A 17153-nucleotide genomic window follows, 5' to 3' on the forward strand; every position below is an offset into this window, starting at 1 on the left:
TCACGCCTCCTTCGGGTCGGTGGGGGCGTTGACACGGCGCGAGCGGCGCAGCGGGGGCTTGGCGCCGAGCCGCTTCGGGTCCAGTCCGGACCAGGGGTGGCCGCTGGCGAAGAACTTCTTCCGGGCCATGATCGTCATGACCGGCTTGGTGAAGAGGAACACCACGACCACGTCGAGCAGGGTGGTGAGACCCAGCGTGAACGCGAAGCCCTGGACCTTGCCGACGGTGACCACGAAGAGCACCGCGGCGGCGAGGAACGACACGAAGTCGGAGACGAGGATGGTGCGCCGGGCGCGCGGCCAGGCCCGCTCGACGGCGGGACGCAGCGTGCGGCCCTCGCGGATCTCGTCCCGGATGCGTTCGAAGTAGACGATGAACGAGTCCGCGGTGATACCGATGGCCACGATGGCTCCGCAGACCGCCGGCAGGTTCAGCGCGAAGCCGATGGCCGGGCCGAGGAGCGACATGATCGTGTAGGTCAGGATGCCGGAGGCCAGGAGGCTGAGCAGGGCGATGAACGCCAGTCCGCGGTAGTAGGCCACCAGGTAGACGACCACGAGGGCCAGGCCGATGGCACCGGCGATGAGGCCGGCCCGCAGCTGCTCGCCGCCGAGCGCGGCGGTGACGGTGGTGACGCTCTGCTCCTGGAAGGAGAGCGGCAGCGCACCGTAGGACAGGACGTTGGCCAGGTCCTCGGCGGACTGCTGGGTGAAGCTGCCGGAGATCTCGGCGTTGGCGCTCAGCGCCTCGCGCACGGACGGGGCCGAGACGACCTCGTTGTCGAGGGCGATCGCGAACTGGTTCTGCGGCGACTGCTGCTGGGCCAGCTTGCCCGTGGTCTTGTTGAACTTCTTGGCGCCGCCGCCGGTGAACTCCATCTGGACGATCCACTGGCCGGTCTGCTGGTTGATCGCGGCCTTGGCGCTGTCCACGTCGGTGCCGTCGACCTCGGCGGGACCGAGGATGTACTTGGCGCTGCCGTCCTGCTCACAGGCGACGACCGTGTCGGTGGCCTTGGAGCCGGCGGCGGCCTTGGAGCGGGACGCCTTGGTGGAGCAGTCCAGCGCCTCGAACTTCTTCTGCAGGTCGGCGGCGGCCGCCTGCTCCTCGGCGGAGGCCGTCGGGGTGGCGCTCGGCTGGGGGGTGGCGCTCGCCTTCGACGAGGCGGTGGCCGACGGCGACGGCGTGGAGTCGGCCTTCAGGGCGCCGGTGACGGCGCGGCCCTGAGTGGTGGCGCTCGCGCTCGGCTTCGCCGAGGAGCCGGAGGCCGTCTCCGAGGCGGAGGCGCTCGGCTTGGGCGACGGGCTGGCCTTGCCGGTGGACGAGGCGCTCGGCTCGGGGGTCGGCGCTCCCGCGGCGACGGTCAGCACGGGCCGGAAGTAGAGCTTGGCCGTGGTGCCGACCTGCTCGCGGGCCTGGGCGGAGTTCGTACCCTTGGGGATGTTGACGATGATGTTGCGATCGCCCTGGGTCTGGACCTCGGCCTCGGAGACGCCAAGACCATTGACGCGGCGTTCCATGATCTGGACCGCGGTGTCCATGTTGGTCTTGTTGATCGCCGATTCCTGGCCCGGTTCGGCCTTCGCCTCCAGCGTGATGGACGTGCCACCCGCCAGGTCGATGCCGAGACGCGGCGTCGGCTGGTCCGCCAGGAACATCCCGCCGGTGAGCGCGACCATGGCGATCAGGATCAGGGCCAGGGAACGCCCCGGCCTCCCCTGACCACCGGCCTGGCGCCGGCCCTTCTTCGGTGCTGCCACCTTCTCGTTTCTCCCTGTCCAACCGCCCCGCGCCGGGTACGCGCCCGAGCGGCCACGAAGTTTAGTGGGGACCCGCCCCCGCAGAAGACCGCACGTCCCGGGGACGGCCCGACGCCTGTGGGCTCGGTGCCATCCCCGGATCGTGTGCTACTTCGCGTCGGGCTCGCCGTCGGCCTTGCCCTCGGGCTTCTCGTCGGCCTTGCCGTCGCTCTCCTCGGCGTCGGCCGCGTCGGAACCGGTCTTCTTGACCAGGTCCGTCTTGGCGTCGGCGGGGGCGTCGTCGGCCTCGGTCAGCGAGGAGGCGTCGTCCGGCACGACCGCGCCGTCGACGTCCAGCTCGTCCTCGTCGCCGTGGACGATGCGGTTGTACTCCGCGTCGTCGAGCACCGCGCCGATGGCGTTCTTCGCGTAGACGGCGTGGACGCCGGGGGCGACCTCAAGGAGAACCGTGTCGTCGTGAAGCTCCTTGACGGTGGCGTACATGCCCCCGATCGTGCGGACGCCGGTGCCGGGCTGCATGTCGTTGCGCATGGCCACGGCAGCCGCCTGCTTCTTCTTGGCGGACCGCGTCATCAGGAACATGGCCCCGATGAGCACGATGAAGGGGAGGAGAGTCACGGGATTCACGGGACGATTTTCCTTCGCACGACCGCACTCGAAAGCGGCCTGGTCTACGGGGGTGGGTACACCGACCTTTAAGGGCGGCATCGGCGGAGTCTAAGCGAGTCCGCATCGATGGAACAACGCCCGGCATGGCTCCGTGGTTCCTGTGCGGGTCAACCTGTGACGCATCACGCCCCGAACAGGCCCTGTTGTCCCTTTCCGCCGTGCTGCGGCGGCACCAGCCCCAGATGGGCCCAGGCGGCGGGGGTGGCGACCCGCCCGCGCGGCGTCCTGGCCAGCAGTCCTTCCCGTACGAGGAAGGGCTCCGCGACCTCCTCGACCGTCTCGCGCTCCTCCCCCACGGCGACCGCGAGGGTGGACAGGCCGACCGGGCCGCCGCCGAACAGCTTCAGCAGGGCCTCCAGGACCGATCGGTCCAGCCGGTCGAGCCCCCGGGCGTCCACCTCGTACACCGACAGGGCTGCCGAGGCGGTCTCCCGGTCGATCCGTCCGTCGGCCTTGACCTGGGCGTAGTCCCGGACGCGGCGCAGCAGACGGTTGGCGATCCGGGGGGTGCCCCGGGAGCGTCCGGCGATCTCCGCGGCGCCCTCGGCGTCGATGACGACGTCGAGGAGTCCGGCGGAGCGGTGAATCACCCGTTCCAGTTCGGCCGGGGCGTAGAACTCCATGTGTCCGGTGAAGCCGAAGCGGTCGCGCAGCGGGGGCGGCAGGAGTCCGGCCCGGGTGGTCGCGCCGACCAAGGTGAAGGGAGGCAGCTCCAGGGGGATGGCGGTGGCACCGGGGCCCTTGCCGACGATCACGTCGACGCGGAAGTCCTCCATGGCCATGTAGAGCATCTCCTCGGCCGGCCGCGACATGCGGTGGATCTCGTCGAGGAAGAGGACCTCGCCCTCCTGGAGGGAGGAGAGGATCGCCGCGAGGTCCCCGGCGTGCTGGATGGCGGGGCCCGAGGTGATCCGGATCGGGGCGCCCATCTCGGCCGCGATGATCATGGAGAGGGTGGTCTTGCCGAGGCCCGGGGCGCCGGAGAGCAGCACGTGGTCGGCGGTGGCGCCACGGGCGCGGGCCGCCTTGAGGACCAGGTCGAGCTGCTCGCGGACCTTCTCCTGGCCGACGAACTCGTCGAGGTCCCGGGGGCGCAGGGCCGCCTCGACCGCGGTGTCCTCGCCGTCCGCGCCGGCGGCGACGAGGCGCTCGTCGAGCAGTTCGCCGCTGTCGGGGCCGGTCTCGTCCCAGTTCATCTCGTCTGTTCCGCCTCGGAGGTCTCGGTGCCGGGGCCCGGGGGCCGGGGCCGGTGTCGGGGGTGGTGCCGGAGCCGCTCAGCGCGCCCGGTTGAGGGTCTGGAGGGCGGCGCGCAGCAGCTGCGGCACAGGCGGTGCGGCGCCTTCGGCCAGGGCGGCCTCCGCCCGGGGTGCCACGGCGGCGACGGCCTCGTCCGCCTCGCGGGTGGCGTAGCCGAGGCCGATCAGGGCAGCCTGGAGCTGGTCGCGCCAGGAGGCGGTGACGGCCGTGCCGATGCCCTGGGGGGCGTGGCCGGTGCCGACGGGTTCGCCGAGGCGGTCCTTGAGTTCGAGCAGCAGCTTCTGGGCGCCCTTCTTGCCGATGCCGGAGACGGCGGTGAGGGCCTTCTCGTCGCCGGTGGCCACGGCGAGGCGCAGGGCGTCGGGGGTGTGGGTGGCGAGCATGGCCTGGGCGAGCCGGGGCCCGACGCCGCTGGCGGTCTGGAGCAGTTCGAAGACCTGGCGTTCGTCGTCGTCGGCGAAGCCGTAGAGCGTCAGGGAGTCCTCGCGCACGACGAGGGAGGTGGCGAGTCGGGCCTCCTGGCCGACGCGCAGCGCGGCCAGGGTGTTCGGCGCGCACTGGACGGCCATGCCGATGCCGCCGACCTCGATGACGGCCGTGGTCGGGGCGAGCGCGGCGACGGGGCCGCTGACGAAGGCGATCATCGGGGGACCTTCCGGACGGGTGCTGCTGCGGTGCGCGGGACGCGCGGGGTGCGGCCGGCGGCGGCCGCCGCGTGCGCCTGCTGGAGGCGGTTGATCACGGGGGCCCGCCAGATGTGGCAGATGGCGAGGGCGAGGGCGTCCGCCGCGTCGGCGGGCTTCGGGGGTGCGTCCAGCCGCAGGAGCCGGGTGACCATGGTCCCGACCTGCGCCTTGTCCGCGCGTCCGTTGCCGCTGACGGCGGCCTTGACCTCACTGGGGGTGTGCAGGGCGACCGGGATGCCGCGGCGGGACGCGCAGAGCATGGCCACGGCGCTGGCCTGGGCGGTGCCCATCACGGTACGGACGTTGTGCTGGGCGAAGACCCGCTCGACCGCCACGAACTCGGGGCGGTGCTCGTCGAGCCATGCCTCGATGCCGCGCTCGATGGCCACCAGGCGGTGGCCCAGCTCCGCGTCGGCCGGGGTGCGCACGACGCCCACCCCGAGCATCGTCAGGGGCCGGCCGGCCATGCCCTCGACGACGCCGACCCCGCACCGGGTCAGCCCGGGGTCCACCCCGAGAACGCGCACGTCCGCCCCTCCCCGCCGATCGGTCAACTGTTCTGGAAGGCTATCGGCTCGCACTGACAATGCGACGGGCCGACGGGGTGTGTCCCCGTCGGCCCGTCGCAGGAACCGCGCCGGCCGCCCGGCGCCGGATCAGGCGTCGACCTTCTCCATGACCTCGTCGGAGACGTCGAAGTTGGCGAAGACGTTCTGCACGTCGTCGCTGTCCTCCAGCGCGTCGATCAGCTTGAAGATCTTGCGCGCGCCCTCCTCGTCCAGCTCGACCTGCATGGTCGGGACGAAGTTGGCCTCGGCCGAGTCGTAGTCGATGCCGGCCTCCTGGAGCGCGGTGCGGACCGCGATCATGTCGGTGGCCTCGCTGAGCACCTCGAAGGTGTCGCCGAGGTCGTTGACCTCCTCGGCACCCGCGTCGAGCACGGCGCCCAGCACGTCGTCCTCGGACAGCTCGCCCTTGGGGACGATCACGACGCCCTTGCGGTTGAACAGGTACGAGACCGAGCCCGGGTCGGCCATCGAACCGCCGTTGCGGGTCATGGCGACGCGCACGTCGGAGGCGGCGCGGTTGCGGTTGTCGGTGAGGCACTCGATGAGCACCGCGACACCGTTGGGGCCGTAGCCCTCGTACATGATCGTCTCGTAGTCGGCGCCACCGGCTTCGAGACCGGCGCCGCGCTTGACCGCCGAGTCGATGTTCTTGTTCGGGACCGAACTCTTCTTCGCCTTCTGGATGGCGTCGAAGAGGGTCGGGTTGCCCGACACATCGGCGCCGCCCGTGCGTGCGGCGACCTCGATGTTCTTGATCATCTTCGCGAAGAGCTTGCCGCGCTTGGCATCAATCACGGCCTTCTTGTGCTTCGTCGTAGCCCATTTAGAGTGGCCGGACATCTGCCTTCTCCTTCGCGTCACCAAATTCCGTACGAACCCGAGAGATCCTACCGGGATCGAATCAGGTGGCCGTGCGCACCATGTCCACGAAGTGGGCGTGTACCCGGTGGTCACCGGTCAGTTCCGGGTGGAACGACGTGGCGAGGGCGTTTCCCTGCCGTACCGCCACGATATGCCCACCGTACTCGGCCACGACCTCGGCGCGGGCGCCCACGGACTCCACCCAGGGGGCCCGGATGAAGACGCCCTCGACCGGCCCGCCGTCGATGCCGGCGACGTCCACGGCCGCCTCGAAGGACTCGTTCTGCCGCCCGAAAGCGTTACGGCGCACGATCATGTCGATGCCGCCGATGGTCTCCTGGCCCGAGCGCGGATCGAGGATCTTGTCGGCGAGCAGGATCAGCCCGGCGCAGGTGCCGTAGACCGGCATCCCGGCCGCCACCCGGTCGCGGAGGGGTTCGAGCATGCCGAACAGCGCGGCCAGCTTCGACATGGTGGTGGACTCGCCGCCGGGAACGACCAGGCCGTCGACCTCGGCGAGTTCCTCGGGACGCCGGACCGGCCTGGCCAGGGCATCCGCCGAGGCCAGGGCGATCAGGTGTTCCCGTACGTCGCCCTGGAGGGCCAGGACGCCGATCACAGGTGTGTCGCTCATGGTGGCTACCAGCCGCGGTTGGCGTAGCGCTCGGCCTCGGGCAGGGTGTCGCAGTTGATGCCGACCATGGCCTCGCCCAGGTTGCGGGAGGCGTCCGCGATGATCTTCGGGTCGTCGTAGAAGGTGGTGGCCTTGACGATCGCGGCGGCGCGCTTGGCCGGGTCGCCGGACTTGAAGATGCCGGAGCCGACGAAGACGCCCTCGGCGCCGAGCTGGCGCATCAGCGCGGCGTCGGCCGGGGTGGCGACACCGCCGGCGGAGAACAGCACGACGGGCAGCTTGCCCAGCTCGGCGACCTCCTTGACCAGCTCGTACGGGGCACGCAGCTCCTTGGCCGCGGCGTACAGCTCGTTGTTGTCGTAACCGCGCAGCCGGGCGATCTCGTTCTTGATCTGGCGCAGGTGGCGGACGGCCTCGACGACGTTGCCGGTGCCGGCCTCGCCCTTGGAGCGGATCATGGCCGCACCCTCGGCGATACGGCGCAGCGCCTCGCCCAGGTTGGTGGCACCGCAGACGAACGGGGTGGTGAAGGCGAACTTGTCGCTGTGGTTGACCTCGTCGGCCGGGGTCAGGACCTCGGACTCGTCGATGTAGTCGACACCGAGCGACTGGAGGACCTGGGCCTCGACGAAGTGGCCGATGCGGGACTTGGCCATGACGGGGATGGAGACGGCCTCGATGATCTCCTCGATCATGTTCGGGTCCGACATCCGGGCCACGCCGCCGTCCTTGCGGATGTCGGCGGGCACCCGCTCCAGGGCCATGACGGCCACGGCACCCGCGTCCTCGGCGATCTTCGCCTGCTCGGCGTCGACGACGTCCATGATCACGCCGCCCTTGAGCTGCTCGGCCATGCCGCGCTTGACGCGGGCGGTGCCGGTGGCCGGGGCGTCGGCGGACTGCGGGGTGCGGGGAAGCGTGGACACGGATCGACCTCACTACGGAAGAAGGGGGTGCCAGGAGTGGTCTGGCCTGCGGTCTGGCGCACTGCAGAGCAAACTCCCGGGCCCCGGTCCACAGCAAGGGCCAATGAGGGGCCGGTGGATCGTTTTGCCCCCGCCCCCCGGGCGGGGCCGGGTGCGGGCGGATCCCCTTCGTCCCGGCCCGGCTCAGCCGGCGGGCCGGTCCGCGAGGGCCACCGGCGGTTCGTCGTCCATCTCGAAGGCCAGGGGGAACGGGGCGTGCCCGGCCAGCCGGAACCAGCGCACCGTGCGGTGGCGGCGCAGGGCGCGCGCGGCCCGTACCGCGTCGTTGTGGAAGCGGCGCGCCATCGGGACCCTGCGCACCGCGGCCGCCAGTTCCGAGGCCGCCTCCTCGCCGCCGGGGACCTCCCTGACCGCCTCCACCTGGGCGCTCTCGCCGAACACGGCGCGCAGGGCGGTGCTCAGTTCGCTCTCGGCGACCTCGCGCTGCTCCTCCTCCGACTGCCGGGCGGCGTGCGCGGCCTCGTACAGCACGATGGAGGAGGCCGGGTCGAGGAGTCCCGAGGTGGCGAGTTCCTGGGTGACCGAGGCACGGCGCAGCAGTTGGGCGTCGAGGGCGGCGCGGGCCGCGTCGATCCGGGTGTGCAGGCGGTCGAGCCGGCCGGCGGTCCAGCTGAGGTACAGGCCGATCGCGACGAGGACGACGACGGCCCAGATGAGGGTTGCGGTCACGGGCGGCAAGGCTACCGGTGGGAGCACGCCCATCCGGGTCCCGGCGGCGCGCGAGCCGTCCGGACGGGGCCGTTTCGTCGGGACGTGGTCGGCACGTCGGAGCGGGGCCGGTTCGTCGCTACGCGGCCGTCACGTCGGAACGAGTCGGTTCCGTCGCGACGCTGCCGTGCGTCGGGACGGGAACGTGCCGACGTGACGCGACCGTACCGTCGGGACGGTACCGCCTCGTCGCGACGCAGCCGTACCCGGGACGGAACCGTATCGTCGAAACGAGTCCGGATCGTCGCGACGCAGCCGCACCCCGGACGAGACCGTACCGTCGCAACGAGACCGAACCGTCGCAACGCAGCCGCACCCCGACAGCACGGCGACTCCACCCGCACGCCCCGGCGGTCACCCCCGGAGCTGGCCGCCCGGTTCCCGGTCTCTGGCCAGCCCGAACCGCGCCCGGAGCCCGGTGCGTTCGTCGGTGGCCACCGAGGCGGCCCCGTCCGTGACCGTCTCGTAGACCGCGAGGATGTCCGCACCGACCGTCGACCAGTCGAAGCGCCGCACATGGGCGCTGCCGCGCTCGCGCAGGGCGGAGCGGCGCGCGGGGTCGTCCAGCAGCCGGACCGCGGCCGCGGCGAGCGCGTCCGCGTCCTCGTTGGCGAAAAGTTCCCCGGCCGCGCCCTGGTCCAGGACCTGCGCGAAGGCGTCCAGATCGCTGGCGAGGACGGGCGCTCCGGCGGACATGGCCTCGACGAGGATGATGCCGAAGCTCTCGCCACCGGTGTTGGGCGCGACGTACAGATCGACGCTGCGCAGCAGCCGTGCCTTGTCCTCGTCGCTCACCATGCCGAGGAACTCCACCCGCGAGCGCATCTCGCGGGGCAGCGAGGCGACGGCCTCCTCCTCGTCGCCCCGGCCGGCCACGAGCAGCCGGGTCTCCGGCCGGGCCGCCAGGATCGCGGGCAGCGCGCGCATCAGGACGGGCAGGCCCTTGCGGGGCTCGTCGATCCGCCCGATGAAGCCGAGCGTGGAGCCCTGCCACTCGGGCCGCGGCTCGGCCGACGCGAAGAAGTCGACGTCCACGCCGTTGGGGATGACGACCGCGTCGCCGCCCAGGTGCTCGACCAGCGTCCGGCGCGCGTACTCGCTGACGGCGATGCGCGCGCTGATCTTCTCCAGTGCCGGCTGGAGGATCGGGTACGCGGCGATCATGGCGCGCGACCGCGGATTGGAGGTGTGGAACGTGGCGACGATCGGCCCCTGGGCCGCCCAGCAGGTCAGCAGTCCCAGCGACGGCGAGGTCGGCTCGTGGATGTGCACGACGTCGAAGGTCCCGTCGTGCAGCCACCGCCGCACCCGGGCCGCCGACAGGAACCCGAAGTTCAGCCGGGCGACCGAGCCGTTGTACGGAACGGGCACGGCCCGGCCCGCCGAGACCACGTACGGAGGCAGCGGCGTCTCGTCGTCGGCCGGGGCCAGCACCGAGACCTGGTGGCCGAGACCGGTCAGATGCTCGGCCAGATCGCGGATGTGGAACTGCACACCGCCCGGTACGTCCCAGGAGTAGGGGCAGACGATGCCGATCTTCACGGCGGGGCCTTTCGTTCGGAGCAGGCCGGGTCGGGAACGCGGCGGGAAGCCGTCAGGCCCGGGGGTCGAGGTCGTCGAGCCAGAGGCGCTGAAGCATGTGCCAGTCCTCCGGGTGCTCGGCGATCCCCAGGGCGAAGGCGTCGGCCAGGGCCTGGGTCATCACGGACGTCCTGTGCGTACGGTCACCCTCCCCCGGCACCTCCACCGGCGGATGGATCCGCGCCTTCATCACCGGCGTGTCGTCGTACGAGAGCGTCACCGGCAGCAGCAGCGCGCCCGTCTGCTGGGCCAGCAGGGCCGGGCCGGCGGGCATCCGCGCGGTGGCACCGAAGAACGACACCTCCACGCCCGACGCCGACAGATCGCGGTCCGCGACCAGGCAGACCAGCCCGCCCGTCCGCAGCCGCCGGGCCAGCGTCCCGAACGCGGCCCCGCCGTTGTGCGGCAGGACCTCCATGCCGAGCCCCTCGCGGTAGGCCACGAACCGGTCGTACAGCGACTCCGGCTTCAGCCGCTCGGCGACCGTGGTGAACGGCACCTTCAGGTCCGTGGTCACCCACGCCCCGGCGAGGTCCCAGTTGCCCAGGTGCGGCAGGGCGAGGATCACGCCGCGTCCGCTGTCGAGACCGTCCGTCAGCCGGTGCGCGTCCGTCACGTCGATGGACGCCTTGATCCGCGCCGGACTCCAGGAGGGCAGCCGGAACGACTCCATCCAGTACCGCATGTAGGAGCGCATCCCGGCCCGGGACAACTCCTTGAGCCGCGCCGGATCCGCGTCCGGCACCACCCGTGCCAGATTCGACTCCAGCCGCAGCACGCTCTTGCCGCGCCGCCGCCACACCTGGTCCGCCAGGGTCCGGAACAGCCCGCGCGCCACCGGCTCGGGCAGGGTGCGGACCGCGGCCCAGCCCAGCCCGTACAGCCCGTCGCTCACACGCTCCGCGAGACGGGGGGCACCGCTCACTGCGCGGCCTCGCTCCCCCGGTCCACGGCCGCGGCGGCGTCGGCCTCCGCGGACTCGCGACGCACCGTCACGACCCGCTGGATCAGCGTCACCAGACTGCCCGCGGCGACGATCCACAGCGCGATCGGCAGCAGCACCTGGATCCCGGGCACGCCGAATGTGTGCAGACCCGCGAATCCGGCCGCGACCAGCGAGATCACCAGCCGCTCGGCCCGCTCCACCAGCCCGTTGACCGCGACCGGCAGCCCGATCGACTCACCGCGCGCCTTGGTGTAGGAGACGACCTGGCCGCTCGCCAGACAGAAGATCGAGACCGCGCACAGCACGTTGTCGTCCCCGCTGCCCGCGTACCAGAGGGCGAAGCCGGCGAAGATCGCCCCGTCCGCCACCCGGTCCAGCGTCGAGTCCAGGAACGCGCCCCAGCGGCTGGAGATCCCCGCCTGTCGCGCCATGTTCCCGTCGACCAGGTCGGAGAAGACGAAGATCGTGATGACGATCGTGCCCCAGAAGAACTCCCCCATCGGGAAGAAGACCAGCGCACCTGCCATCACCCCGGCCGTGCCGATCAGGGTGACCGTGTCCGGGCTGACTCCGAGACGGAGCAGCAGGGCGGCGAACGGCGTGAGGACACGCGTGAAAAAGGCACGCGCGTACTTGTTCAGCATGGCCTTCCCGAGGGTCGGTGGGCCGGATGGCCCCGTCGGCCACCGGCTGAAGGGTGCTGAAGGCCCCGGCCGGATCGGGCGGCGGTGTCCGGTGCGTGCGCACGCGGAGCTCCGGAGCGTCCTCGCGGCGAGCCGACGACGCATCGGCGGCGACGCGGACACGGGTGCCGGGCGCAGCGAGCCCGGCCGGGGCCTTCAGCACCCTCGTCGCCCATCGTAGTCACGCCCGTCGCCCGGCACCGTCCGGGCACCCCGAGCGGTGGCGTGCGCGGACGTACGGCGTATGGACGCGCCCGGTACGGAGTGGAAAGCTCGGAACTACCGCGGGCGTCGCCGCAGCCGCCGCGGGCGGCTCCCCGTGCCCGTGCCACCACTCCCCGTCCCGCGCCGCGGGAACACCCCGGCGCCACCACCCGGGAGGCACCCGCCATGGGCGACAGGACGCACACCCCCGCCGGAGCCGCCGCCAGGGCACTGACGGCCGACCGCCCCGCCGCGATCCGCAACGTGGTGCTGGTCGGCCACAGCGGATCCGGCAAGACCACCCTCGTCGAGGCGCTGGCCCAGACCACCGGAGCCGTCAACCGGGCCGGCCGCGTCGAGGACGGCACCACGCTCTCCGACCACGACGGCGTCGAACAGCGCGGACACCGCTCCGTCTCGCTCTCCCTCGTCCCCGTCACCTGGGGCGGTTGCACGATCAACCTGCTGGACACCCCCGGCTACGCCGACTTCGTCGGAGAACTCAGGGCCGGACTGCGCGCCGCGGACGCCGCCCTCTTCGTCGTCTCGGCCGCCCAGGAGGCCGAGGACGTGGACGGCACCACCCGGGCCGTCTGGGAGGAGTGCGCCGCGGTCGGCATGCCGCGCGCCATCGTCGTCACCCACCTCGACACGGCCCGCACCCCGTTCGACGCGATGACCCGGGTCTGCGCCGAACTCTTCGGCGGCGACGACCCCGACGCCGTACTCCCCCTGTACCTGCCGGTCCACGGCCCCCGCTCCGCCGACGGACACGCGCCGCTGACCGGCCTCATGGGACTGCTCACCCAGCGGATCCTCGACTACTCCGAGGGCGAACGCAGGGAACACCCGCCGACGCCGCCCGAACGGGAGCGTCTGGCCGAGGCCCGCGACCGCCTCATCGAGGGGATCATCGCCGAGAGCGAGGACGAGACCCTGATGGACCGCTACCTCGCCGGGGACCCCATCGACGTCAGGACCCTCGTCGCCGACCTCGAACGCGCCGTGGCACGCGGCACCTTCCACCCCGTCCTCACTGCCGCCCCCGCCACCGGCGGCGCCCGCCAGGGCCTCGGCACCGTCGAACTGCTCGATCTGATCACCGGCGGCTTCCCCACCCCGCTCGAACGCCCGCTGCCCGCGGTCGGCACCCCGGACGGCGCCCCGCTGCCCGCCCTGGCGTGCGACCCCGACGGCCCGCTCGCCGCCGAGGTCGTCAAGACCTCGCCCGACCCGTACGTGGGCCGGCTCTCCCTCGTCCGCGTCTTCTCCGGCATCCTGCGCCCCGACGACACCGTGCACCTCTCCGGCCACGGCCTCGACGACCCCGCCCGCGAGGAGCGCCCCCTCCACGAGGCCGAGGTCCGGATCGGCGCCCTCTCCTCCCCCTTCGGCACACAGCAGCACCCGCTCACCGCCTGCGTCGCGGGAAACCTCGCCTGCGTCGCCCGGCTGGACACCGCCGAGACCGGCGACACCCTCTCCGACCCGGCCCACCCGCTGCTGCTGCGCCCCTGGGCCACCCCCGACCCGCTCCTTCCGCTCGCCATCGAGGCCCACGGCAGGGCCGACGAGGACAAGCTCTCCCACGCCCTGGCGCGCCTCGTCGCCGAGGACCCCACCCTGCGACTGGAACAGAACCCGGACACCCGCCAGGTCGTCCTGTGGTGCCTCGGGGAGGCCCACCGCGACGTGGCCCTGGACCGGCTCCGCACCCGCCACGGCGTCCGGGTCGACGCCGTCCCGCACCGCGTCGCCCTCCGCGAGACCTTCGAAGGACCGGCCGGCGGACGGGGCCGTCACGTCAAACAGTCCGGCGGCCACGGCCAGTACGCCGTCTGCGAGATCGACGTCGAACCCCTGCCCGCCGGCTCCGGCATCGAGTTCGTCGACCGGATCGTCGGCGGCTCCGTGCCCCGGCAGTACATCCCCTCCGTCGAGAAGGGCGTCCGCGCGCAGGCCGCCCGCGGCCTCGCCACCGGCCACCCGCTCGTCGACGTCCGCGTCACCCTGCGGGACGGCAAGGCCCACTCCGTGGACTCCTCCGACGCCGCCTTCCAGACCGCCGGGGCCCTCGCCCTGCGCGAGGCCGCGCGCGGAGCCCGCATCCGGCTCCTGGAACCGGTGGCCGAAATCCGCGTCCTCGTCCCCGACGACTATGTGGGCCCGGTCATGAGCGACCTCTCGGGCCGCCGGGGCCGCGTCACCGGCACCGAGCAGACCGCGCCCGGCCGCACCCTCGTCCGCGCCGAGGTCCCCGAACGGGAGATCGGCCGCTACGCCGTCGACCTGCGCTCCCTCACCCACGGCACCGGCCGGTTCGACCGCGCCTACGCCCGCCACGAACCCGTGCCCCCGCACCTCGCCGAACGCCTCGGCGGCTCATCGGAGACCGACGCGGAACGCCCGTAGCGGAGCGGTTTGTTCCTCGTTGTCCACAGGGCCGGACGACGCCCCTATCCGGACGATACGCTGGGGTCCCAGCTCAGAAGGTGTGCCGGGCACGGCAGTTGGGAAACAGCCGCAGGAGCGGTTCCTCGGTGGCGAGTGGGGGCGACAGTGAGCAACGGATTCGATTTCTCTCCCGGAGCGCAGATTCCGCTCCAGGGCGCGGCGGGGGCGGCGGTGGCGACCAACGCCCTCGCCTCCGCGGCGTACCGCGACAGCCCGGTGGAGGAGATCCTCAAGGCCAACAACGAATGGCACAAGTCCGAAGTGAAGGAAGGGCGCTCCAAGCTCTTCAAGTCCGACTACTTCAAACCCAACCTCGGTGAGGCGTTCTCCCGGGCCGTCCAGGAACGCATGCTGGGCGGCGCCCGCAAGGCCCTCATCCAGTCCTTCGGCACCGACCCCCAGACCGTCGTCGAGCACTGTCTGTCCGCATCCCGGCTCCGCAAGGCCCGCGACACCAAGCTCACCGCCGTCACCGCCCTGTTCGGCTTCCTCTTCCTGCCCGGCATGCTCCTGTGGATCATCGCCTTCCGGCTCCGCGACGCCCTCGCCAAGACCAAGGACAAGGCCCTCTCCACGCTCGGCAACGCACTGCTGCCGATCCTCGGCATCGCCGCCCTGTACTTCCTGATCACCATGCCCCTGAGCGGATTCCTCGCGCTCTACCTGCGGGCCATGGTCATCGCCCCCGTCGTCGGCTGGACCATCGCCCGGCGCATCGCCGAGAAGTCCGCCCAGGACATGCGGGCCCGCTGGGAGGGACTCCTCTCCGGCGGGGGCGTCGTCGCGAAGATCCCCGAAGCCGTCCCGAAGAACCCCAGCGAGACCGCCCGCGAGGCGCTCCGCCAGGGCCTGGAGAAGCTCTCGGCCGAGCAGCAGTCCAACTCCGTCTTCTACGCCGGCCCCAAGGGCATCCTCGGCATGGGGACCCGCTGGGGCAGCTGGCAGCTCGCCGAGGACCTCAAGCCCAAGGAACCGGGCAAGGAGTTCCACCAGTTCCGCAGCTGGGACCTGATCCGCGTCATGCACGACCAGCTCAAGATGCTGGAGCGCGGCCCGCTGAACACCGGGGGATTCCCCACCCCGACCGTCACCCACTGGATCGTCTCCCCCGTCGGCGAGAACGCCGACTCGGTCTCCCGCCCCGAGGGCGAGGACGTCGCCACCTTCCAGGTCAAGCCCCACGAGATACAGCGCATCTGCAACCACCAGCAGTTCGGCGGCGGCGACCGCCACTACCTGGGCGTGCAGTTCACCCTCTGGGACGGCCAGCTCGTCATCACCATGATGATCACCGTCACGGTCCTCTACGAGACCCTGCGCATCGAGGTCACCGGGCACGCCCTCGGCCCCGTCCACTCCCTCTTCACCAGCAAGCCCTCGGCCAAGACCAGGACCGTCAACAAGACCGTCCGCTTCTGGGAGACCCGGGACATCACGCTGGCCCTCGTCGATGCCTCGGAGGTCGTGCGCCTGGCCCTGCGCGCCCCCCTCACCTGGTATCCGCCGCTCCTCGACTACCTCGGCGGCAAGATCGCCCTGCCCGAACCCTTCGGGCTGCGGCACGCCTGGGCCGAGCAGCCGTGGCGGCACCGCTTCATGGCCGACGACGCCATGCGCACCGCCACCCCCGTCCTGCGCGTCGTGCACAACGCCGCCATCAAGGTCCTCGACGAGAACGGCGTCGACACCGAGAACTTCGGCAACCGCTCGACGGTACTGAGCGGCCTCATCCAGGACCCCAGCCCCCGCAAGGCCGACCTCTACGACGCCTGACCTCGCCGCACACAGCCGCGGGGCGCCCGGACCACCCGGACGCCCCGCACCACGCGTCGAACCGCTCAGGCCGCCGGCCAGGCCGCCGCCAGCATCGACCGGGTGTCCGCCAGCAACTGCGGCAGCACCTTCGTGTGCCCCACCACCGGCATGAAATTGGTGTCCCCGCCCCAGCGCGGCACCAGATGCTGGTGCAGATGCGCCGCGATCCCGGCACCGGCCACCGCGCCCTGGTTCATCCCGATGTTGAACCCGTGCGCCCCGGAGGCCGCCCGCAGCGCCGTCATGGCCCGCTTCGTGAAATCGGCCAGCTCCACGGTCTCCGGACCGTCCAGCTCCGTGTAGTCCGCGACGTGGCGGTACGGCACGACCATCAGGTGCCCGCCGTTGTACGGATACAGATTGAGCACGGCGTAGACCTTCTCACCGCGCGCCACGACGAGCCCGTCCTCGTCCGACTTCGAGGGGATCTCGCAGAACGGACAGCCGTCCCCGGCCTCCGGACCGGTCGGCTTGTTCTCACCCTGGATGTACGCCATCCGGTGGGGCGTCCACAGGCGCTGGAACGCGTCGGGCGCTCCCACTCCGATCTGCTGCTCCGGCTCACTCGTCATGCCGATCAGCATATGGCGTCCCCCGGGCGCAGCGTGTCGCCGGGGCCGAACCCGTACGGCCGGCGCGATGCTGGGCCGATGAGCGACCGCACCCCGGACCGGCCCCCACCCGCTCTGACCCAGTGGGAACAGCGCACCGAGGTTCCGCTCCTCGCCGCCTCCCTGCTCTTCCTCCTCGGCTACGCGGTGCGCGTCCTCGCCCCGCGCGACGCCCAGCCCTGGCACGACATCTCCCTCGCCCTCGTCGGCGCGGCCTGGCTCCTCTTCGCCGCCGACTACGCGGTCCGCGTCCGCCTCAGCGGCCTCGGCCACCGGTTCGTCCGGGTCCACTGGCTCGACACCCTGGTCCTCCTGCTGCCCCTGTTGCGCCCGCTGCGGCTGGTCAAGGTCTACACGGCGGTCCAGAAACGCCACGACACCCCGCGTCTCGGGCTGTACGCCCGGGTGATGTCGTACGCGGGCCTCGCGGCCCTGCTGCTGGGTTTCTCCGCCGCGCTGGCCGTCTACAACCGCGAGCACGACGCCCCGGGCGCCTCGATCCGGACCTTCGGCGACGCGGTCTGGTGGGCCTGCGCCACACTCACCACGGTGGGGTACGGGGACGCGGTGCCGGTGACGCCGGCCGGCCGGACCGTGGCGGCGTTCCTGATGGCCTGCGGCCTGGCGCTGCTGGGGGCGGTGACGGGTTCGTTCTCGTCGTGGCTGATCCAGGTGTTCCGCAGGGAGGACGAGAAGGGGCCCCCGGGGAGCGGGTAGCTCTCCGGGGG

16 protein-coding genes are annotated in these 17153 nt (G+C 72.0%); 3 read left to right on the forward strand and 13 right to left on the reverse strand.

All coding sequences use genetic code 11. The features are described from left to right. The 12 genes from secD to pgsA all read right to left on the reverse strand — a co-directional run bounded on the left by secD (window position 1) and on the right by pgsA (window position 11302). The gene (secD, locus tag ACWCXC_RS30805; RefSeq protein WP_450682108.1) at window positions 1-1761 is read right to left on the reverse strand and encodes a protein translocase subunit SecD; all 1761 of its coding nucleotides are present in this window, start codon (window positions 1759-1761) and stop codon (window positions 1-3) included. A 147-nt stretch (window positions 1762-1908) separates the two neighbouring features. Next, a complete protein-coding gene (gene yajC, locus ACWCXC_RS30810) occupies window positions 1909-2388 on the reverse strand; it encodes a preprotein translocase subunit YajC (RefSeq protein ID WP_450682107.1) in 480 nt (159 codons plus the stop codon). A gap of 164 nt (window positions 2389-2552) precedes the next feature. Beyond that, a complete protein-coding gene (gene ruvB, locus ACWCXC_RS30815) occupies window positions 2553-3626 on the reverse strand; it encodes a Holliday junction branch migration DNA helicase RuvB (RefSeq protein ID WP_450682106.1) in 1074 nt (357 codons plus the stop codon). A gap of 78 nt (window positions 3627-3704) precedes the next feature. Next, on the reverse strand, window positions 3705-4331 hold the full coding sequence (gene ruvA / locus ACWCXC_RS30820; protein WP_450682105.1) for a Holliday junction branch migration protein RuvA: 627 nt from the start codon (window positions 4329-4331) through the stop codon (window positions 3705-3707). Then, complete coding sequence (gene ruvC, locus ACWCXC_RS30825; RefSeq protein WP_450682104.1) at window positions 4328-4900, reverse strand: crossover junction endodeoxyribonuclease RuvC; 573 nt, start codon at window positions 4898-4900, stop codon at window positions 4328-4330. The genes ruvA and ruvC overlap by 4 nt, the downstream gene beginning before the upstream one ends. A 129-nt stretch (window positions 4901-5029) precedes the next feature. Continuing rightward, the gene (locus tag ACWCXC_RS30830) at window positions 5030-5782 is read right to left on the reverse strand and encodes a YebC/PmpR family DNA-binding transcriptional regulator (protein ID WP_383645989.1); all 753 of its coding nucleotides are present in this window, start codon (window positions 5780-5782) and stop codon (window positions 5030-5032) included. A gap of 61 nt (window positions 5783-5843) precedes the next feature. Further along, window positions 5844-6437, reverse strand: a complete 594-nt coding sequence (gene pdxT, locus ACWCXC_RS30835) for a pyridoxal 5'-phosphate synthase glutaminase subunit PdxT (RefSeq protein ID WP_450682103.1) — start codon at window positions 6435-6437, stop codon at window positions 5844-5846. Window positions 6438-6442: 5 nt separating this feature from the next. Beyond that, the gene (gene pdxS / locus ACWCXC_RS30840; RefSeq protein WP_450682102.1) at window positions 6443-7363 is read right to left on the reverse strand and encodes a pyridoxal 5'-phosphate synthase lyase subunit PdxS; all 921 of its coding nucleotides are present in this window, start codon (window positions 7361-7363) and stop codon (window positions 6443-6445) included. A gap of 183 nt (window positions 7364-7546) precedes the next feature. After that, the gene (locus ACWCXC_RS30845; protein ID WP_450682101.1) at window positions 7547-8092 is read right to left on the reverse strand and encodes a hypothetical protein; all 546 of its coding nucleotides are present in this window, start codon (window positions 8090-8092) and stop codon (window positions 7547-7549) included. A 393-nt stretch (window positions 8093-8485) separates the two neighbouring features. After that, window positions 8486-9673 carry a glycosyltransferase family 4 protein gene (locus tag ACWCXC_RS30850; protein ID WP_450682100.1) on the reverse strand — a complete coding sequence of 396 codons (1188 nt, stop codon included), beginning with the start codon at window positions 9671-9673 and terminating at the stop codon, window positions 8486-8488. Between the two features lie 52 nt (window positions 9674-9725). Next, window positions 9726-10637, reverse strand: a complete 912-nt coding sequence (locus ACWCXC_RS30855) for a phosphatidylinositol mannoside acyltransferase (protein WP_450682099.1) — start codon at window positions 10635-10637, stop codon at window positions 9726-9728. Beyond that, window positions 10634-11302, reverse strand: coding sequence for a phosphatidylinositol phosphate synthase (gene pgsA / locus ACWCXC_RS30860; protein ID WP_450682098.1), 669 nt, complete (start codon window positions 11300-11302; stop codon window positions 10634-10636). Before pgsA ends, ACWCXC_RS30855 begins: the two co-directional genes overlap by 4 nt. A 429-nt stretch (window positions 11303-11731) precedes the next feature. Here pgsA and ACWCXC_RS30865 point away from each other — a divergent pair, with 429 nt between their 5' ends. Together ACWCXC_RS30865 and ACWCXC_RS30870 are read left to right on the forward strand one after the other, a co-directional pair. Continuing rightward, window positions 11732-13957 (forward strand): elongation factor G-like protein EF-G2, encoded by a 2226-nt coding sequence (locus ACWCXC_RS30865; protein ID WP_450891155.1) that lies wholly within the window; start codon window positions 11732-11734, stop codon window positions 13955-13957. A 147-nt stretch (window positions 13958-14104) separates the two neighbouring features. Next, window positions 14105-15772: a hypothetical protein gene (locus ACWCXC_RS30870; protein WP_450682096.1), complete on the forward strand. Its 1668-nt coding sequence runs from the start codon at window positions 14105-14107 to the stop codon at window positions 15770-15772. 65 nt (window positions 15773-15837) lie between these two features. Here ACWCXC_RS30870 and ACWCXC_RS30875 read toward each other — a convergent pair whose 3' ends face one another. Then, window positions 15838-16398: an HIT family protein gene (locus ACWCXC_RS30875; protein WP_450682095.1), complete on the reverse strand. Its 561-nt coding sequence runs from the start codon at window positions 16396-16398 to the stop codon at window positions 15838-15840. 66 nt (window positions 16399-16464) lie between these two features. Between ACWCXC_RS30875 and ACWCXC_RS30880 the strand changes: the two genes are divergently transcribed. Then, complete coding sequence (locus ACWCXC_RS30880; protein WP_450891156.1) at window positions 16465-17142, forward strand: potassium channel family protein; 678 nt, start codon at window positions 16465-16467, stop codon at window positions 17140-17142. Window positions 17143-17153 lie beyond the last annotated feature (11 nt).

The organism is Streptomyces sp. NPDC001515 (genome assembly GCF_053597115.1).